The 17270-nt window shown below is 71.3% G+C and carries 16 protein-coding genes and 1 riboswitch; of the genes, 12 read left to right on the plus strand and 4 right to left on the minus strand.

The features are described from left to right. The first annotated feature begins 303 nt into the window (after positions 1 to 303). On the plus strand, positions 304 to 3837 hold the full coding sequence (gene mfd, locus OHS82_RS24695; RefSeq protein ID WP_328434487.1) for a transcription-repair coupling factor: 3534 nt from the start codon (positions 304 to 306) through the stop codon (positions 3835 to 3837). Between the two features lie 160 nt (positions 3838 to 3997). Here mfd and OHS82_RS24700 read toward each other — a convergent pair whose 3' ends face one another. Next, positions 3998 to 4183, minus strand: coding sequence for an antitoxin (locus OHS82_RS24700; protein ID WP_057578637.1), 186 nt, complete (start codon positions 4181 to 4183; stop codon positions 3998 to 4000). Positions 4184 to 4374: 191 nt separating this feature from the next. On the opposite strand from OHS82_RS24700, the gene OHS82_RS24705 reads away from it, so the two are divergent. Beyond that, positions 4375 to 5115, plus strand: coding sequence for an HNH endonuclease family protein (locus tag OHS82_RS24705; RefSeq protein WP_328434488.1), 741 nt, complete (start codon positions 4375 to 4377; stop codon positions 5113 to 5115). An 84-nt stretch (positions 5116 to 5199) separates the two neighbouring features. Here OHS82_RS24705 and OHS82_RS24710 read toward each other — a convergent pair whose 3' ends face one another. After that, positions 5200 to 5592, minus strand: coding sequence for a hypothetical protein (locus OHS82_RS24710; RefSeq protein WP_057578634.1), 393 nt, complete (start codon positions 5590 to 5592; stop codon positions 5200 to 5202). A 283-nt stretch (positions 5593 to 5875) separates the two neighbouring features. Here OHS82_RS24710 and OHS82_RS24715 point away from each other — a divergent pair, with 283 nt between their 5' ends. From OHS82_RS24715 to OHS82_RS24760, 10 genes are all read left to right on the plus strand, one after another. Next, entirely contained in the window at positions 5876 to 6706 is an 831-nt protein-coding gene (locus OHS82_RS24715) for a glycoside hydrolase domain-containing protein (RefSeq protein WP_057578631.1), read from the plus strand. 181 nt (positions 6707 to 6887) lie between these two features. After that, entirely contained in the window at positions 6888 to 7532 is a 645-nt protein-coding gene (locus tag OHS82_RS24720; protein WP_057578629.1) for a SurA N-terminal domain-containing protein, read from the plus strand. A gap of 113 nt (positions 7533 to 7645) precedes the next feature. Continuing rightward, entirely contained in the window at positions 7646 to 8689 is a 1044-nt protein-coding gene (locus tag OHS82_RS24725) for a nucleoside triphosphate pyrophosphohydrolase (protein WP_328434489.1), read from the plus strand. 40 nt (positions 8690 to 8729) lie between these two features. Beyond that, entirely contained in the window at positions 8730 to 10055 is a 1326-nt protein-coding gene (locus OHS82_RS24730; protein WP_328434490.1) for a cytochrome P450 family protein, read from the plus strand. Positions 10056 to 10273: 218 nt separating this feature from the next. Next, positions 10274 to 11317, plus strand: a complete 1044-nt coding sequence (locus OHS82_RS24735; RefSeq protein WP_328434491.1) for a LysM peptidoglycan-binding domain-containing protein — start codon at positions 10274 to 10276, stop codon at positions 11315 to 11317. A gap of 205 nt (positions 11318 to 11522) precedes the next feature. Beyond that, positions 11523 to 11706: riboswitch (cyclic di-AMP (ydaO/yuaA leader) on the plus strand. A 3-nt stretch (positions 11707 to 11709) separates the two neighbouring features. Next, complete coding sequence (locus OHS82_RS24740) at positions 11710 to 12420, plus strand: LysM peptidoglycan-binding domain-containing protein (protein WP_057578622.1); 711 nt, start codon at positions 11710 to 11712, stop codon at positions 12418 to 12420. A gap of 439 nt (positions 12421 to 12859) precedes the next feature. Next, a complete protein-coding gene (eno, locus tag OHS82_RS24745; protein WP_057578620.1) occupies positions 12860 to 14155 on the plus strand; it encodes a phosphopyruvate hydratase in 1296 nt (431 codons plus the stop codon). Positions 14156 to 14273: 118 nt separating this feature from the next. After that, a complete protein-coding gene (locus OHS82_RS24750; protein WP_057578618.1) occupies positions 14274 to 14750 on the plus strand; it encodes an FtsB family cell division protein in 477 nt (158 codons plus the stop codon). A gap of 30 nt (positions 14751 to 14780) precedes the next feature. After that, a complete protein-coding gene (locus tag OHS82_RS24755) occupies positions 14781 to 15320 on the plus strand; it encodes a DUF501 domain-containing protein (protein ID WP_057578616.1) in 540 nt (179 codons plus the stop codon). Continuing rightward, the gene (locus OHS82_RS24760; RefSeq protein WP_057578613.1) at positions 15317 to 16267 is read left to right on the plus strand and encodes a Ppx/GppA phosphatase family protein; all 951 of its coding nucleotides are present in this window, start codon (positions 15317 to 15319) and stop codon (positions 16265 to 16267) included. Before OHS82_RS24755 ends, OHS82_RS24760 begins: the two co-directional genes overlap by 4 nt. Positions 16268 to 16340: 73 nt before the next feature. Here the strand turns inward: OHS82_RS24760 and OHS82_RS24765 are convergent, their stop codons facing one another. Together OHS82_RS24765 and OHS82_RS24770 are read right to left on the minus strand one after the other, a co-directional pair. Then, a complete protein-coding gene (locus OHS82_RS24765; protein WP_328434492.1) occupies positions 16341 to 16610 on the minus strand; it encodes a type II toxin-antitoxin system RelE family toxin in 270 nt (89 codons plus the stop codon). After that, entirely contained in the window at positions 16607 to 16879 is a 273-nt protein-coding gene (locus tag OHS82_RS24770; RefSeq protein WP_328434493.1) for a type II toxin-antitoxin system Phd/YefM family antitoxin, read from the minus strand. Before OHS82_RS24770 ends, OHS82_RS24765 begins: the two co-directional genes overlap by 4 nt. Positions 16880 to 17270 lie beyond the last annotated feature (391 nt).

Below are 17270 nucleotides of genomic sequence, written 5' to 3' on the forward strand. Positions count from 1 at the left end.
CCCGGCATCGAGAAGGACGGGGGTCTTCTCGGTGCCGGGCTCCTGCGTGCTCCGGGCCGGTCCGGGAACGGCCCCTCCGCGGCGGCGCGGACGAAAAGATCCGGTCATCGCCCCCCACCGGCTCCCGCGGTTGTCCACAGCCCCCGGCGAACGACCCCGCCCCGTCGTACCCTGGACACCCCCGGCCCGTGACACGCGTCGGGCCCTTCGCGTTGCCCACCCCGGACCCGGTGCACCCGTGTCGCCGCGAGAGACATCCCGCGAGAACGAGACGTGCCCGGGCCCCTCGACGGAAAGCCCTCCATGAGCCTGCACGGTCTGCTCGACGCCGTCGTCAAGGACGCCGCCCTCGCGGAAGCCATCCCCGCGGCCGCCGACGGCAACCGCATGCACGTCGATCTGGTCGGTCCCCCGGCGGCCCGCCCCTTCGCGATCGCCGCCCTCGCCCGCGAGACCGGCCGCACCGTCCTCGCGGTGACCGCCACCGGCCGCGAGGCCGAGGACCTCGCCGCCGCCCTGCGCTCGCTGCTCCCGCCGGACGGCGTCGTCGAGTACCCCTCCTGGGAGACGCTCCCGCACGAGCGCCTCAGCCCGCGCAGCGACACCGTCGGCCGCCGCCTCGCCGTGCTGCGCCGGCTTTCCCACCCGCGACCCGACGACCCGGAGACCGGCCCCGTCTCGGTGGTCGTCGCACCCGTCCGCTCCGTGCTCCAGCCGCAGGTCAAGGGACTCGGCGACCTGGAACCGGTGGCGCTGCGCTCCGGGGGGACCGCCGACCTGAACGAGATCGTCGAAGCGCTCGCCGCGGCCGCCTACGCGCGCGTGGAGCTCGTCGAGAAGCGCGGCGAGTTCGCCGTCCGCGGCGGCATCCTGGACGTGTTCCCGCCCACCGAGGAACACCCCCTGCGCGTCGAGTTCTGGGGCGACGACGTCGAGGAGATCCGCTACTTCAAGGTCGCCGACCAGCGCTCCCTGGAAGTCGCCGAGCACGGCCTGTGGGCGCCGCCCTGCCGTGAGCTGCTGCTCACCGACGACGTGCGCACGCGTGCCGGCGTCCTCGCCGAACAGCACCCCGAGCTGGGCGAACTGCTCGGGAAGATCGCCGAGGGCATCGCGGTCGAGGGCATGGAGTCCCTGGCCCCGGTGCTCGTCGACGACATGGAGCTGCTGATCGACGTCCTGCCCAAGCGCGCGATGGCCGTCGTCTGCGACCCGGAGCGGGTCCGCACCCGCGCCGCCGACCTCGTGGCCACGTCGCAGGAGTTCCTGCAGGCCTCCTGGGCGGCCACGGCGGGCGGCGGCGAGGCGCCCATCGACGTCGGCGCGGCCTCCCTGTGGTCGATCGCGGACGTCCGCGAACACGCGCGCGAGCTCGACATGATGTGGTGGTCGGTGTCGCCGTTCGCGGCCGACGACGAGCTGGACGACGGCACGCTGAAGCTCGGCATGCAAGCGCCCGAGACGTACCGCGGCGACACCGCGAAGGCCCTCGCGGACACCAAGGGCTGGCTCGCGGACGGCTGGCGCGTCGCCTTCGTCACCGAGGCGCACGGCCCGGCCGCCCGCACGGTCGAGGTGCTCGGCGGCGAGGGCGTGGCCGCCCGTCTCGACGGCGACCTGACCGAGCTGAGCCCCTCCGTCGTGCACGTCTCCTGCGGCTCGATCGACTACGGCTTCGTCGACCGCGCGCTGCGCCTCGCCGTCCTCACCGAGACCGACCTGACCGGCCAGAAGGCGGCCGGCAAGGACGGCGCGCGCATGCCCGCGCGCCGCCGCAAGACCATCGACCCGCTCACCCTCGAGGCCGGCGACTACATCGTCCACGAGCAGCACGGCGTGGGCCGCTACATCGAGATGGTGCAGCGCACCGTCCAGGGCGCCACGCGCGAGTACCTGGTCGTGGAGTACGCGCCCGCCAAGCGCGGCCAGCCCGGCGACCGCCTCTACATCCCCACCGACCAGCTGGAGCAGATCACCAAGTACGTCGGCGGTGAGGCGCCCACGCTGCACCGGCTCGGCGGCGCGGACTGGACGAAGACCAAGGCGCGCGCCAAGAAGGCCGTCAAGGAGATCGCCGCCGACCTGATCAAGCTGTACAGCGCGCGGATGGCGGCCCCCGGCCACGCCTTCGGCGCCGACACCCCCTGGCAGCGCGAACTGGAGGACGCCTTCCCCTACGCGGAGACGCCCGACCAGCTCACCACCATCGCCGAGGTCAAGGACGACATGGAGAAGACGGTCCCGATGGACCGCCTGATCTGCGGCGACGTCGGCTACGGCAAGACGGAGATCGCGGTCCGCGCCGCCTTCAAGGCCGTCCAGGACGGCAAGCAGGTCGCCGTCCTCGTGCCCACGACCCTGCTGGTGCAGCAGCACTTCGGCACGTTCAGCGAGCGCTACGCGCAGTTCCCGGTGAAGGTCCGCGCCCTCTCCCGCTTCCAGACGGACGCCGAGGCGAAGGCCACCCTGGAGGGACTGCGCGAGGGCTCCGTGGACGTCGTCATCGGCACCCACCGTCTGTTCTCCTCCGAGACGAAGTTCAAGGACCTCGGACTGGTCATCGTCGACGAGGAGCAGCGTTTCGGCGTCGAGCACAAGGAGCAGCTGAAGAAGCTCCGCGCGAACGTGGACGTCCTGACGATGTCGGCGACCCCGATCCCGAGGACCCTGGAGATGGCGGTGACGGGCATCCGCGAGATGTCGACGATCACCACGCCCCCGGAGGAGCGCCACCCGGTGCTCACGTTCGTCGGCCCCTACGAGCAGAAGCAGATCGGCGCCGCCGTCCGCCGCGAACTGCTGCGCGAGGGCCAGGTCTTCTACATCCACAACCGGGTCGAGTCGATCGACCGGGCGGCGGCGAGACTGCGCGAGATCATTCCCGAGGCGCGCATCGCCACCGCGCACGGCCAGATGTCGGAGTCGGCGCTGGAGCAGGTCGTCGTCGACTTCTGGGAGAAGAAGTTCGACGTGCTCGTCTCGACGACGATCGTCGAGTCCGGCATCGACATCTCCAACGCCAACACGCTGATCGTGGAGCGCGGCGACACCTTCGGCCTGTCCCAGCTGCACCAGCTGCGCGGCCGGGTGGGCCGGGGCAGGGAGCGCGGCTACGCCTACTTCCTCTACCCGCCGGAGAAGCCGCTCACGGAGACCGCCCACGAGCGGCTCGCCACCATCGCCCAGCACACCGAGATGGGCGCGGGCATGTACGTGGCGATGAAGGACCTCGAGATCCGCGGCGCGGGCAACCTGCTCGGCGGCGAGCAGTCCGGCCATATCGCGGGCGTCGGCTTCGACCTGTACGTGCGGATGGTCGGCGAGGCCGTGGCGGACTACCGGCGTCAGCTGGAGACCGGCGAGATCGAGGAGGAGCCGCCGCTCGAGGTCAAGATCGAGCTGCCGGTCGACGCGCACGTCCCGCACGACTACGCGCCGGGCGAGCGGCTGCGCCTGCAGGCCTACCGGGCCATCGCCTCCGCGAACTCGGAGGACGACGTCAGGGCGGTCCGCGAGGAACTCGTCGACCGGTACGGCAAGTTGCCCGAGCCGGTGGAGAACCTGCTGCTGGTGGCGGGGCTGCGGATGCTGGCACGCGCCTGCGGCGTCGGCGAGATCGTGCTCCAGGGCGTCAACATCCGCTTCGCGCCGGTGGAGTTGCGCGAGTCGCAGGAACTGCGCCTGAAGCGGCTGTACCCCGGGTCGGTCATCAAGCCGGCCGCGCACCAGGTCCTCGTGCCCCGCCCGAAGACCGCGAAGGTCGGCGGCAAGCCGCTGGTCGGACGGGAACTCCTGGGCTGGGTGGGCGAGTTCCTGGCCACGGTGCTGGGCTCGTAGCGGGCGGGGAAGGCGCGGCCGGGTGGACCCCGGCCGCCCGCGGGTGCGGCGACGGCGTGAAGCCGTCCGCGGAGCTTTCCTGCTCCGCGGACGGCCACGTCAGGCTCGCGGACCGGCTTGCGGACAGCGGCGGCCGGAGGGATCTCCGCAGGGTTCCCGGCTACGGGTTCTCGGGCCGGTCCTCGTCCATCCCCATCCGCTCGTGCAGCTGCTGCTGCCCCGAGTCGACCTGGGTCTCGTGCTTGTTGCCCGTCTTCTCGTTGATCCGCCGCTCCGCGGCGTCGGACATGTCCCTGGTCTTGTCCTGTGCCGCCTTGTGGCTCTTGAACCTGTCGAAGATGCCCATGCAGAGCTCCCTTCCCGGAGGTGACTCTCCATCGACGATATTCCCGTGATGTGCGAGATGCCCACTTGAGACCGTTGTGGTCTGGACCTCCCGGCCGCTTCCGAGCGCCCCCTCGCTAGGGTGTGTGCCGGTCCTCGTCAGGGGAAGCCGCCCTGTGCGGGGTGGGCAGCAGCCGGACAGGGGAGGGGCGCGTGAGGCGTCTGAGGGGTGGGGCGGCGGTCGCCGTCGCGTTGGTGTGCGCCGTGACGGCGGCGGGCTGCAAGGAGCAGACCGCCGGCGCGGGCTCCCGTGGCCCGGGCGCGACGGCGGGCACGGGAAAGGCGGGCGGCGGGGCGGCCCTCGCCGCGGCCGGGTCGCTGCCGGTGAAGGGGCGTGCCCCCAAGACCGGTTACGACCGCGAGCAGTTCGGCTCCGCCTGGGCGGACACGGACTCCAACTCCTGCGACACCCGCGACGACATCCTCAAGCGGGACCTGGAGAAGGTGAGGTTCACCGGCGGCGTCTGCAAGGTGTCCTTCGGGGTGCTGGAGTCGGATCCCTACTCGGGGAAGGCCGTGACCTACCGGCGCGGCAGCAGCAAGGTCGACATCGACCATGTCGTCGCCCTGTCCGACGCCTGGCAGAAGGGCGCCAAGTACTGGGACGCCGCCAAGCGGATAGCGCTCGCCAACGACCCGCTCAACCTGCTGGCCGTCGACGCGAGCACCAATCGTTCCAAGGGGGACGGCGACACGGCGACGTGGCTGCCGCCGAACAAGGCCTACCGCTGCACCTACGTCGCGGCGCAGGTCGCCGTGAAGAAGAAGTACCAGCTGTGGGTCACCGCGGCGGAGAAGTCCGCGATGGAGGAGGTGCTGTCGGCCTGCCCCGCGCAGCGACTGCCCGCCGGGGGCAACCCGACCAAGGCCCCGGGCCGCTTCCGCGCGGGATGAGCCCGCGCGGGGACGCCCCCCGGTTCACGGCCGACGGCCCCCGGTTCACGGCCGGCGGCTGATGGCTGACGGGCTGGCTGACGGCTACCGGCCGTACGGGTACCCCTGCTGGTACGGGTTCGGGTGGCCCGCTCCGTACGCCGGAGCCGCCGCCGGGGCCTTCTTGTCGAACATCGCGAACAGCAGCATCCCGGTCGCCATCAGCAGGGTGATGAGGAACATGGCGCCGAAGAACGCGTCCGAGTCGTCGTTGTCGGAGGCCACCGTGCACGTCACGATCGACACCTCGTACAGCGCGAACGAGCAGAAGGCCGCCCAGTCCGAGGACAGGCCGCGGCGGATCCCCACGTAGAGGAACGGCACCCACGCCAGGAAGCCCAGCGAGATCCACACCAGCACCACCCAGGCGAGCCGCTCGAACCAGCCGCCCTCCAGCCGTCTCACCGTGCCGGTCACGGTCGTCGTCGGCATCGTCATGTCGCCCCCCAAGGTCACCAGGGAGCAAGGGTAGGACATGGGCGGCCCGCGTCAGGCCGCCGCTTCTTTACCGTGACGTAAGTGAATCTTGTGGCGCTGCGGATGCCCCGTTTCCCTTTCGCAGGGGCGCCGCGGGTTACGGTGCCATCCGCCTCCGGCGTCAGGACGTCGAGTCGACGCCGTATCGTCGTTCCGGTCAAGGGGAGACATCCGTACGACGCGACCGCGACAGCGAGGCCGCCGTACGCAACAGATCACAGACGAACGATGGGGTGGGGATCGCATGGCCGAGCACCGGCAGTCCAGGAAGCGCAGATACATCACGTGGGGCGTGGCCGGCGCGGCCGTCCTCGCGGGGGCCGGGGCAGCGGCGCAGACCTCGATGGCGGCCACCGTCTGGCCCGCCCAGAAGACGTACACCGGCCGGGCCTTCGACGCCTGCACGGCGCCCTCGGCGGCCGCGATGAAGGCCTGGAAGGCCGACGGCTACTACGGCGGCGCCGCCGTCTACATCGGCGGCAAGAACCGCGGGTGCGCGCAGCCCAACCTGACCGCGTCCTGGGTGAAGTCGGTCAACACGCTCGGCTGGAAGCTCATCCCGCTCTACGTCGGCGCGCAGCCGCCGTGCCAGACCGGCTCCAGCCCCGAGAAGATCACCGCCTCCACGGCCACCTCCCTCGGCGCCACGGACGCGGCGGACGCCGTCGCCAAGGCCTCCGCGCTCGGCATGAAGACCGGCAGTCCGGTCTACCTCGACATGGAGGCGTACGACATCACGAACAAGTCGTGCAACGACGCCGTGCTGGCGTACGTCCGCTCCTTCAGCAAGACGCTGCGCGCCAAGACGTACCGGGCCGGCTACTACGGATTCAGCAGCTCCAGCGCCAAGGCGATCGCCACCGCGACGAACAAGACGGACCTGCCGGGCAACCTCTGGTACGCGCTGTGGGACAAGAAGGACACCACGACCACGGACTGGCCGTGGGGCGCCACCCAGTTCACCGGCCACAGCCGCGGCCACCAGTACCTGGTCAACAGCAAGGAGACCCGCGGCGGTTACACGATCACCGTGGACCGCGACTCCTGGGACGCCCCGGTCGCCCTGGTCGGCTGAGCGCGCCCCGGACCCGCGGGGTCGACCGCTCGCACCGACGAGCGGGCGGCGGGCGGGCGCGGCGGTGCCGGAAGTCCCGGTGAATCGTTGGTCGAATGGGTTGGCCGCAGCCGCGCCACTGCCTACCATCGATCACCGCAAGACCTTGTGCACCGCCGCACAATCTCCTCGGGAGGCTTCCTTGCACCGCCGTCGTCGCACCGCGCTCCTGCTGTCCGCCGCGATCGTGGCGGCCCCTCTCCTCACCGCCTGCGGCAACGACGCGCATCCGGGCGCGGCGGCCGTCGTGGGCGGTCAGCGGATCACCGTCGCGCAGCTGGAGAGCCGGGTGGACGAGGTGCGCTCGGCGCAGCGCGCGGCCGTCACCGACGACGCCCAGTACGCGCAGGTCGTCGGGCAGACCGGCGGGCTCGCCAGGGACACCCTGCACGGCATGGTCCTCGACCGGGTGCTGCACCGCGCCGCCGATGACGCGGGCATCACCGTCACCCCCCGCGAGGTCCAGGAGATGCGGACCGGCCTGGAACAGCAGGCGGGCGGCGCGAAGGGCCTGGAGACGGCGTGGCTGCAGCAGTACGGCATCCCGCCGCAGCGCCTCGACGAGAACCTCCGCCTGCAGCTGGAGGCCCAGAGACTCGCCGCCCAGCTCGGCACGACCACCAGCCAGCCCGCCTTCTGGAGCGCCCTGTCCAAGGCGTCCAAGGCTCTCGGCGTCGACCTCAACCCGCGCTACGGCGACTGGGACGCGCAGAAGGTGGCCCGCGTCGACGCGAAGACCCCGTGGGTGCGGGAGGTCACGGCGGCCGGGGTCAAGCAGACGACCTGACCAGGTGACCGAAGCGACCAGGTGACCGACGCGACCATGTGATCGTGTGACCGGCGGCCCTGTCCTGTGGACGACTCCTGGGGCCGCCGGCGGGCGTGGGTTACGTTCGGGGTGTGAACGCAATCAGCTCCGCAGATGCCGACGCCGCAGTCACCGCCCCGGGCCGCGTCGTCCTGCTCACCACCAGCCACCGCGTCGCCCCCGGCCTGCTGTCCTGGCCCGCCTGGCAGGCCCTGCGCGCGGCGGACCGGGTCCTGTGCGCGGACGGCGCGCACCCGCAGCTGCCCTATCTGCGGGACGCGGGCATAGCGGTCGAGGAGACGTCGCCCACCGCCGAGGAGCTGGTGGCCGCCTGCGCCGGCGGCCGCACCGCGGTGGTGGTGGCGACGGGCGAGGGCGAGCCGGCTCTCACGGACGGTCTGGCCCGGCTGGCGGGCTCCGGGCGGGTGGCGATGCCGGAGCTGGAACTCCTCCCCGCCTCCTACGACCTGCCGGGCGCCCGGCTGCTCGACCTCGTCCAGGTCATGGACCGCATCCGCGACGAGTGCCCGTGGTCCTCCCGGCAGACCCACCAGGGCCTGGCGAAGTACGCGATGGAGGAGGCGTACGAGCTGGTCGAGGCGATCGAGGACGGCGACCGCGACGAACTCCGCGAGGAACTGGGCGACGTCCTGCTCCAGGTGGTCTTCCACGCCCGCATCGCCGAAGAGGACGAGGAGTCCCCGTTCTCCGTCGACGACGTCGCGGGCACGATCGTCGCCAAGCTCGTCCACCGCCACCCCCATGTCTTCGGCGACGCCACCGCCACCACGCCGGAGGAGGTCAAGGAGCACTGGCTGCGCACGAAGGCGGTCGAGAAGCGCCGGGCGTCGGTGACCGACGGCGTTCCGCTCCACCAGCCCTCGCTGGCTCTCGTGGCGAAGCTGACCGCGCGGGCCCGGACGGCGGGGCTGGACGTGCCGCTGCCGGCCGCCGAGGGCATCGGGTACGAACTGCTCGCCCTCGCCGCCCGGGCCGAGTCGGAGGGCGTCGACCCGGAGGCGGCGCTGCGGGCGGCGGCCCGGTCCTACCGGGACGCGATCCGGGTCGCCGAAGGGCTCCACGACCGCCCGTCCCCGTCCGCGTCCCCTTCCGCGTCCCGGTCCTCGGGCGAGTGAGCGTGACCGTGCGCGTCGGCAGGCCCGCTACCGTCGGGTCGTGACCGACCCGAACCACCCGAACCACTCGTCCCGGCAGCCCCAGGCCGACGTCCCGCCCGCGCCCGCGCTCTTCACCTGGGAGTTCGCCACCGACCCCTACCCCGCCTACGCCTGGCTGCGGGAGCACGCCCCGGTGCACCGGACCGCGTTGCCGAGCGGGGTCGAGGCCTGGCTGGTCACCCGGTACGCCGACGCCAAGCAGGCCCTCGCCGACCCGCGGCTGTCCAAGAACCCCGCACATCATGACGAACCCGCCCACGCCCGGGGCAGGACCGGCATCCCCGGGGAGCGCAAGGCCGAGCTGATGACCCATCTGCTCAACATCGACCCGCCGGACCACACCCGCCTGCGGCGGCTCGTGAGCAAGGCCTTCACCCCGCGCCGCGTCGCCGAGTTCGCGCCGCGCGTGCAGGAGCTGACGGACCGGCTGATCGACCGGTTCGCCGCCGAGGGCCGGGCCGACCTCATCCACGACTTCGCCTTCCCCCTCCCCATCTACGCGATCTGCGACCTGCTGGGCGTCCCCGAGGAGGACCAGGACGACTTCCGCGACTGGGCCGGGATGATGATCCGGCACGGCGGTGGCCCCAGGGGCGGCGTCGCCCGGTCGGTGAAGAAGATGCGCGGCTACCTGCTGGAGCTCATCCACCGCAAGCGCGCCGGACTCCCCGCCGAACCCGTCCCGGGCGAGGACCTCATCTCGGGTCTGATCCGCGCCTCCGACCACGGCGAGCACCTCACGGAGAACGAGGCCGCCGCGATGGCCTTCATCCTGCTGTTCGCCGGCTTCGAGACGACCGTGAACCTCATCGGGAACGGCGTGTACGCCCTCCTGACCCATCCCGCACAGCGCGAGGCCCTGCAGCGGTCCCTGACCGTGGACGGCGGCGACCGCGCCCTGCTCGAGACGGGCGTCGAGGAGCTGCTCCGCTACGACGGTCCCGTCGAACTCGCCACCTGGCGGTTCGCGACCGAGCCGGTCGCCCTCGGCGGCCAGGACATCGCACCCGGCGATCCCGTCCTCGTCGTGCTGGCCGCCGCCGACCGCGACCCGGCCCGCTTCACCGACCCCGACACGCTCGACCTCTCCCGCCGTGACAACCAGCACCTCGGCTACGGCCACGGCATCCACTACTGTCTGGGCGCCCCGCTGGCCCGGCTGGAGGGCCAGACCGCGCTGGCCACCCTGCTCACCCGGCTTCCCGACCTCCGACTGGCGGTGGAACCGGCCGAGTTGAGGTGGCGCGGCGGCCTCATCATGCGCGGCCTGCGCACGCTGCCGGTCGAGTTCGCCCCGGCGTCCGCGCCTCGTTCCGGCGACTGAGGGCCGCGTCGGACAAGGGGCGGGCCTGACCGGACGTCAGCCGGATTGTGACCACGCGGCGGAGCAAAGGTGACCGATCCTCAAGTCTGTGATCTTCACGTGATCTGCGCGGCATTAACTTGTGACAAGTGATCGTCTGCCGATACGTTCACTCGTCAGCGCGACGCGTCAGCTCACTCGCCCGCGCCGGCACTGCTGTCCAGAGAAAGGCCCCTCGCATGCTCTCCGGGAACGGTCGTCACCGTCGCCCCCGCCAGGCCCCCGCGCTGCTCGTCGCGGCCGGGGTGACCGGCTCCGCCATCGCCATCCCGCTGCTCGCCGCCTCCGGCGCGAGCGCCGCGGACGGCACGGTGTGGGACAAGGTGGCGCAGTGCGAGACCGGGGGCTCGTGGAGTGCCGACGGCGACGGCGAGTCCGGCGGCCTCAGCCTCACCCAGCAGGACTGGAGCGCCTACGGCGGACTCGACTACGCGGCGAGCCCCGACCTGGCCAGCCGCAACCAGCAGATCGCCGTGGCGCAGAAGGTGCTCGCGGCCAAGGGCGTCGGCGCGTGGGGCACCTGCGGGCTGACCTCCGGGCTCACCAAGGAGAACGGCGCGCTGACCGTGGACACCGGCGTGGCGGGCGATTCGTCTGGATCGTCCGGCTCCTCGGGTTTGTCCGACCTGTCCAGAGGGCTGTCGGGCTCTTCGGGTTCGTCGGATTCCGGCAACGGCTCGACCGGTTCCGGCGGTTCGACCGGTTCGACCGGTTCAGCGGGATCGTCCGACTCGTCTGGCACATCCGACTCGTCGGGTGATGCGTCGAGTTCGCCCGCGGCGTCGCCTTCGTCGCCTTCGTCCCCGTCTGCCGTCGCGGGCGACTCCGGCGGTGCCGGCGGTCAGGGCGACCCGCAGGCGGCCGACGGTTCACCCACGGGGACCCCGGAAGCGGACGACTCGGACAAGTCGGGCCAGGATGTGGGTTCCTGGAACCTCGTCGACACCGGTTCCCTCGGCTCCGGCCGTCATCGCGGCGCCACGGCCGACGAGCCGGCGGCCGAGAGTGCCGACGGCGAAGCGGGCGGTGCGTCCACCGCCTCGGCGGGCCGGCATGCCGCGGCCGCCTATGTCGTCCAGGAGGGCGACTCCCTCGCCTCCATCGCCGACTCCCTTGGCCTCCACGGCGGATGGCGTGCCCTCTATGCCGAGAACAGGGACCTCATCGGCGCCGACCCGAGCGACATCGCCCCCGGTCAGACCCTCGACACAGGGGTCCAATAGGGCGCAAAGCCCAAGAAAAACAGCGGTAGTTCACGTCACGCTTCGCGCCGAATGTCCGATTTGGTGAAAGTGTGGGATGAGTCTCAGAAGCCCTGATCGTCTTTGAAATTCCGCGGATCGCGTGTCTACGGTCGTGACCGCTCGGCAACCCGAGCCCCGGCCGTCGCAACGCCGAATCCTGCCAGCGGCAGCCCGGGAACAGTCGTCGCGTCAAGCGCCGTAGGCAGGAGCGGGGGACCCAAGGTAAGCGCCGCACCGGGAAGTCGCCGGAGCGGCTTGGGGTGAAGTCACCCCTCCCACGGAGCGGAAGTCTCCGGCGGAGGAGTGACCGGGCAACTCACACGGCCCGAACCCGACAGCTCACCTCGCAGGCGTCGGTGAGGGGATCCACCATGCTGTTTTCCGGTAAGGGCAAGCACCGCCGTCCGTCCAAGGCCACCCGCGCCGCCGCTCTCGCCGGTGTCACCGGCGTCGCCATCGCCGCCCCGCTGATGGCGGCCGGCAACGCCTCCGCCGCCACCGCCTCCGAGTGGGACGCGGTCGCCCAGTGCGAGTCCGGCGGCGACTGGTCCATCAACACCGGCAACGGCTACTACGGCGGCCTGCAGTTCTCCTCCTCCACCTGGGCCGCGTACGGCGGCACGCAGTACGCCTCGCAGGCCAACCAGGCCTCCAAGGCCCAGCAGATAGCCATCGGCGAGAAGGTCCTCGCGGGCCAGGGCAAGGGCGCCTGGCCGGTCTGCGGCAAGGGCCTGTCCGGCGCCGCCTACAACGGCAGCAGCGCCGGCTCGTCGAACTCCGGCTCCTCGAACTCCGGCTCGTCGGACAGCGGCAGCAGCTCCCGCTCGACCGAGCAGAAGAGCAGCTCCCGCTCCACCGACCGTCCGGCGGCCGCCAAGAAGTCCAAGACGGTCACCACCCCGACCGGCAAGAAGGTCAAGAAGGGCGACGGCGAGTACAAGGTCGTCAAGGGCGACACCCTCAGCACCATCGCCGAGAAGCACAAGGTCAAGGGCGGCTGGCAGAAGCTGTTCCAGCTGAACAAGGACATCGTCCAGGACGCCGACCTCATCTACCCGGGTCAGCAGCTGCACCTGAAGTGACAGCCGGCTGCCGGCGAAGCCACAGCGCCCTCCTGGTGAAGGTGGGCGCCCTGAGGACCTCGTGAGGGCCACCCCCTCCCCACGGCCCCCCGTCCCGGTGCGTGTTCCCCCGTACGCACCGGGACGGGGTTTTCTCATGCGGCCTTCCGGCCGTCGCCCTTCCAGTCGTCGCCCTTTCGGCCGTCGCCCTTCCAGTCGTCGCCCTTCCAGCCGTCGCCCTTCCAGCCGTCGTCCGTCCGTCCGTCGGCCCTCCGGTTCGCGCGATGTCTCCCCGGCCTTTCCGGCCGCTTCTCCCCGCCGCTTTGTTCCGGGCAGGAACAATGTGTACGGTCAGTCCGTCCACGGGACGGTCGGTCGGTGGCCGACGCTCCGGAGACGGTTAGGCTCTAGGCGCAAGGCCACGCGCCGCGCACTTTCAGCGTCACATCCCATGAAGGAGATGCTCGTGCCGTCCATCGACGTCGTCGTAGCCCGGGAAATCCTGGACTCCCGAGGCAACCCCACGGTCGAGGTCGAGGTCGGCCTCGACGACGGCAGCACGGGTCGTGCCGCCGTCCCGTCCGGCGCCTCCACGGGCGCCTTCGAGGCCATCGAGCTGCGCGACGGTGACCCGAACCGCTACCAGGGCAAGGGCGTCGAGAAGGCCGTCCTCGCCGTCATCGAGCAGATCGGCCCGGAGCTCGTCGGTTACGACGCCACCGAGCAGCGCCTGATCGACCAGGCCATGTTCGACCTGGACGCCACGGACAACAAGGGCTCCCTCGGCGCCAACGCGATCCTCGGCGTCTCGCTCGCCGTGGCGCACGCCGCCTCCGAGGCCAGCGACCTGCCGCTGTTCCGCTACCTGGGCGGCCCGAACGCGCACCTGCTGCCCGTCCCGATGATGAACATCCTGAACGGCGGCTCGCACGCCGACTCCAACGTGGACATCCAGGAGTTCATGATCGCTCCGATCGGCGCGGAGTCCTTCTCCGAGGCGCTGCGCTGGGGCGCCGAGGTCTACCACACGCTCAAGAAGGTGCTGAAGACCAAGGGCCTGTCCACCGGCCTCGGCGACGAGGGCGGCTTCGCCCCGAACCTGGAGTCCAACCGGGCCGCGCTCGACCTCATCATCGAGGCCATCCAGCAGGCCGGTTACGTCCCCGGCGAGCAGATCGCGCTCGCGCTCGACGTCGCCGCGTCCGAGTTCTACAAGGACGGCAAGTACGAGTTCGAGGGCAAGTCCCGCTCGGCCGCCGAGATGACCGAGTACTACGAGGAGCTCGTCTCCGCGTACCCGCTCGTCTCCATCGAGGACCCGCTGTACGAGGACGACTGGGCCGGCTGGAAGGTCATCACCGACAAGCTGGGCGACAAGGTCCAGATCGTCGGCGACGACCTCTTCGTCACCAACCCGGAGCGCCTGGCCCGCGGCATCGAGGAGGGCTCCGCGAACGCCCTGCTCGTCAAGGTCAACCAGATCGGCTCGCTGACCGAGACCCTGGACGCCGTCGAGATGGCCCAGCGCAACGGCTTCAAGTGCATGATGTCCCACCGCTCCGGCGAGACCGAGGACGTCACCATCGCCGACCTCGCCGTCGCGGTGAACTGCGGTCAGATCAAGACCGGCGCCCCGGCCCGCTCGGACCGCGTCGCCAAGTACAACCAGCTGCTGCGCATCGAGGAGATCCTCGACGACGCCGCGGTGTACGCCGGCCGCTCCGCCTTCCCGCGGTTCCGCTCCGCGAACCACTGAGCGCAGCAACGGCTGACCCCACCCGGGGTAAGCCTTAGCCAGTCGCACGAACGTCCCCGTACTCGGTCCCGTACCGTGTGCGGGGACGTACGCACGTGGGAGACGGGAGGCGCAGCACATGGCCGTGAAGGACCGGGACCGTTTCTCCACCGCGACCAGGATCAAGCTGCTCGGCGAGCAGACCGCGGCCCGCGTCTACCGTTCGCAGACCAAGCGTCAGGCCCGCCGCTCCCGCCTCACCGGCCGAGCGGCCCTGCTGGCCCTCGTCCTGTGCACGCTGATCGTGGCCCTGGCCTATCCGATGCGCCAGTACGTCTCCCAGCGCGCCGAGATCGCCGACCTGGAGCGCGAGAAGCAGCAGGCCCGCGAGCGCGTGGAGCAGCTGCGCGACCTCAAGGCGCGCTGGCAGGACGACGCGTACGCGGAGCAGCAGATCCGGCTGCGGCTGCACTACGTGCTGCCGGGGGAGACCGGCTACATCGTGGTCGACCCGGACGTCGCCAGGCAGTCGCGTGCCGACCTCGGGGCGGCCGACCGACCCTGGTACTCCAATGTCTGGGACGGGGTCGACAAGTCCGACGCCTCCGACCACTGACCGACCGACTTCACCGATGGAAAGACAGGCATGCAGACGCCCCCGCCGACCACTTCGCGCACCGAGCCCACCGACGCGGACGTCGAGGCCTTCAAGCAGCAGCTCGGACGCCCGCCGCGCGGCCTGCGCGCGATCGCGCACCGCTGCCCGTGCGGTCAGCCGGACGTCGTCGAGACGGCCCCGCGCCTGCCCGACGGCACCCCCTTCCCGACGCTGTACTACCTGACGTGCCCGAAGGCCAACTCGGCGATCGGCACGCTGGAGGCGGACGGCGTGATGAAGGAGATGACGGAGCGGCTGCAGTCCGACCCCGAGCTCGCCGCCGCCTACCGGGCCGCGCACGAGGACTACGTCCGGCGGCGCGACGAGATCGAGGAGCTGAGGAACTTTCCCAGCGCGGGCGGCATGCCGGACCGAGTGAAGTGCCTGCACGTCCTGGTGGCCCACTCGCTGGCCGCGGGCCCGGGCGTGAACCCGCTCGGCGACGAGGCGCTGGAGATGCTCCCCGAGTGGTGGCGCAAGGGCGCCTGCGTGACTCTTCCCCAGCCGGTCGAGGGGGAGGCCCCGTGACGCGGGTCGCCGCCGTCGACTGCGGCACGAACTCCATCCGGCTGCTGGTCGCCGACGCGGACCCCGGGACCGGCGAACTCGTCGACCTGGACCGCCGGATGACGATCGTCCGGCTCGGCCAGGGCGTCGACCGCACCGGCCGGCTCGCGCCCGAGGCGCTGGAGCGGACGTTCGCCGCCTGCCGGGAGTACGCGGCCGCCATCAAGGAACTCGGCGCGCAGCGGCTGCGGTTCGTCGCCACGTCCGCCACCCGGGACGCCGAGAACCGGGAGGAGTTCGTGCGCGGGGTGCTGGACATCCTGGGCGTCGAGCCCGAGGTCATCACCGGCGACCAGGAGGCCGAGTTCTCCTTCACGGGGGCCACGAAGGAGCTCACCGGCCGCGACGACCTGGCCCGGCCCTACCTGGTGGTGGACATCGGCGGCGGCTCGACGGAGTTCGTCGTCGGCGACGACCGGGTGCGCGCCGCCCGCTCGGTCGACGTCGGCTGCGTGCGGATGACGGAGCGGCATCTGGTCGTGGACGGGAAGGTCGCCGACCCGCCGTCCGAGGAGCAGATGGCGGCGATGCGCGCCGACATCGAGGCCGCCCTCGACCTCGCCGAGCGGACGGTCCCGCTGCGCGAGGCGCGCACCCTGGTCGGCCTGGCCGGCTCGGTCACCACGGTCTCGGCGATCGCCCAGGGGCTGCCGGAGTACGACTCCGCGGCCATCCACCACTCACGCGTCTCGCACGACGAGGTCCGCGCGATCACCGAGCGGCTGCTGCGTTCCACCCACGCCGAGCGGGCGGCGATCGGCGCGATGCATCCGGGCCGGGTGGACGTGATCGGGGCGGGCGCGCTGGTGCTGCTGGCGATCATGGAGCGGACGGGTGCGCGGGAGGTCGTCGTGAGCGAGCACGACATCCTCGACGGCATCGCGTTCCATACGGCACTCACGTCGTGATGGTGCGGTAAGCGGTGATCCTCGGTGGACTCGGGTGGCTCAAGGCGCGCGGGCCCATGAGGACCCGCGTGCCTCACAGGTTGCGGTAGATGTCGCGCCGGTTGCCCACCTTGACGACGAGGATGACGAGTTCACCGTCGTCCACTCGGTAGGCGACTCGGTAGTTGCCGACCCGGAGCCGGTAGAGCCCCGAGGCTCCAGTGAGTTTCTTGACGTCGGCACCCTCGCGGTACGGATCGTCGCCGAGCGCGGTCACCGCGGTCAGGATGCGCATGGCGTCGAGCCGAGCAATGTCGCTCAGCTGCCGCTGCGCAGCCGCGGTGAAGCGGAACGCGTACTTCACGTGGCGCCTTCACCGTTCTCGGTGAACAGATCCGCCAGGAGTTCGGCCATGGTCACGGTGGGGCCGTTCTCGGCCAGGACCGCTTCGGCCTCTCGGGCCAACATGACGTCGGCCGCCTCTTCCAGGGCTTCGAAGTCCGCGATCGGTACCACGGCCGCCACCGGAGTGCCGTTGCGAGTGATTACCGTCGGGGTGCCTTCCTCGGCCAGGTTGATGCGCTCCGCGAGATGGGCGCGGGCTTCCCGTATGGTCACGGTGTCCTCGGTCATGGCGCCAGTGTACGCGCTTGTGTGTACACGCGGCCGGGGGCGAGTCGCGTTCGTCGGACATCCTCGACGGCATCGCGTGGTCGGTCGCGTAGCTCTCGGCCGGGCGTCCCGGTGCACTCTGCTGAGCAGGCGGGACGCGCGGATGAGCAGCTCTGGGGGCCCTTCGGGGCCCCTTCGGCACGTTCTCGCGAGACCCCGCCGGGAAAGTTCGTGAAGTTCTTCACAAGGAATTCGGCCCTGTCGGAGGACGATCGTGTCCCGGTTGACCCTTCCGAGGGCCCAGCCCCCGTGTGAACGTGTTCAAAAGAGGCGGACGCGGACGTCTCGCGGGTGTCTCGAGAGGCGGGTCGCGGGGTGCTCACGGAGGCCTTCGGGAGCCGGAGAGGCAGCT

The organism is Streptomyces sp. NBC_00425, assembly GCF_036030735.1.
Classification (GTDB): domain Bacteria; phylum Actinomycetota; class Actinomycetes; order Streptomycetales; family Streptomycetaceae; genus Streptomyces.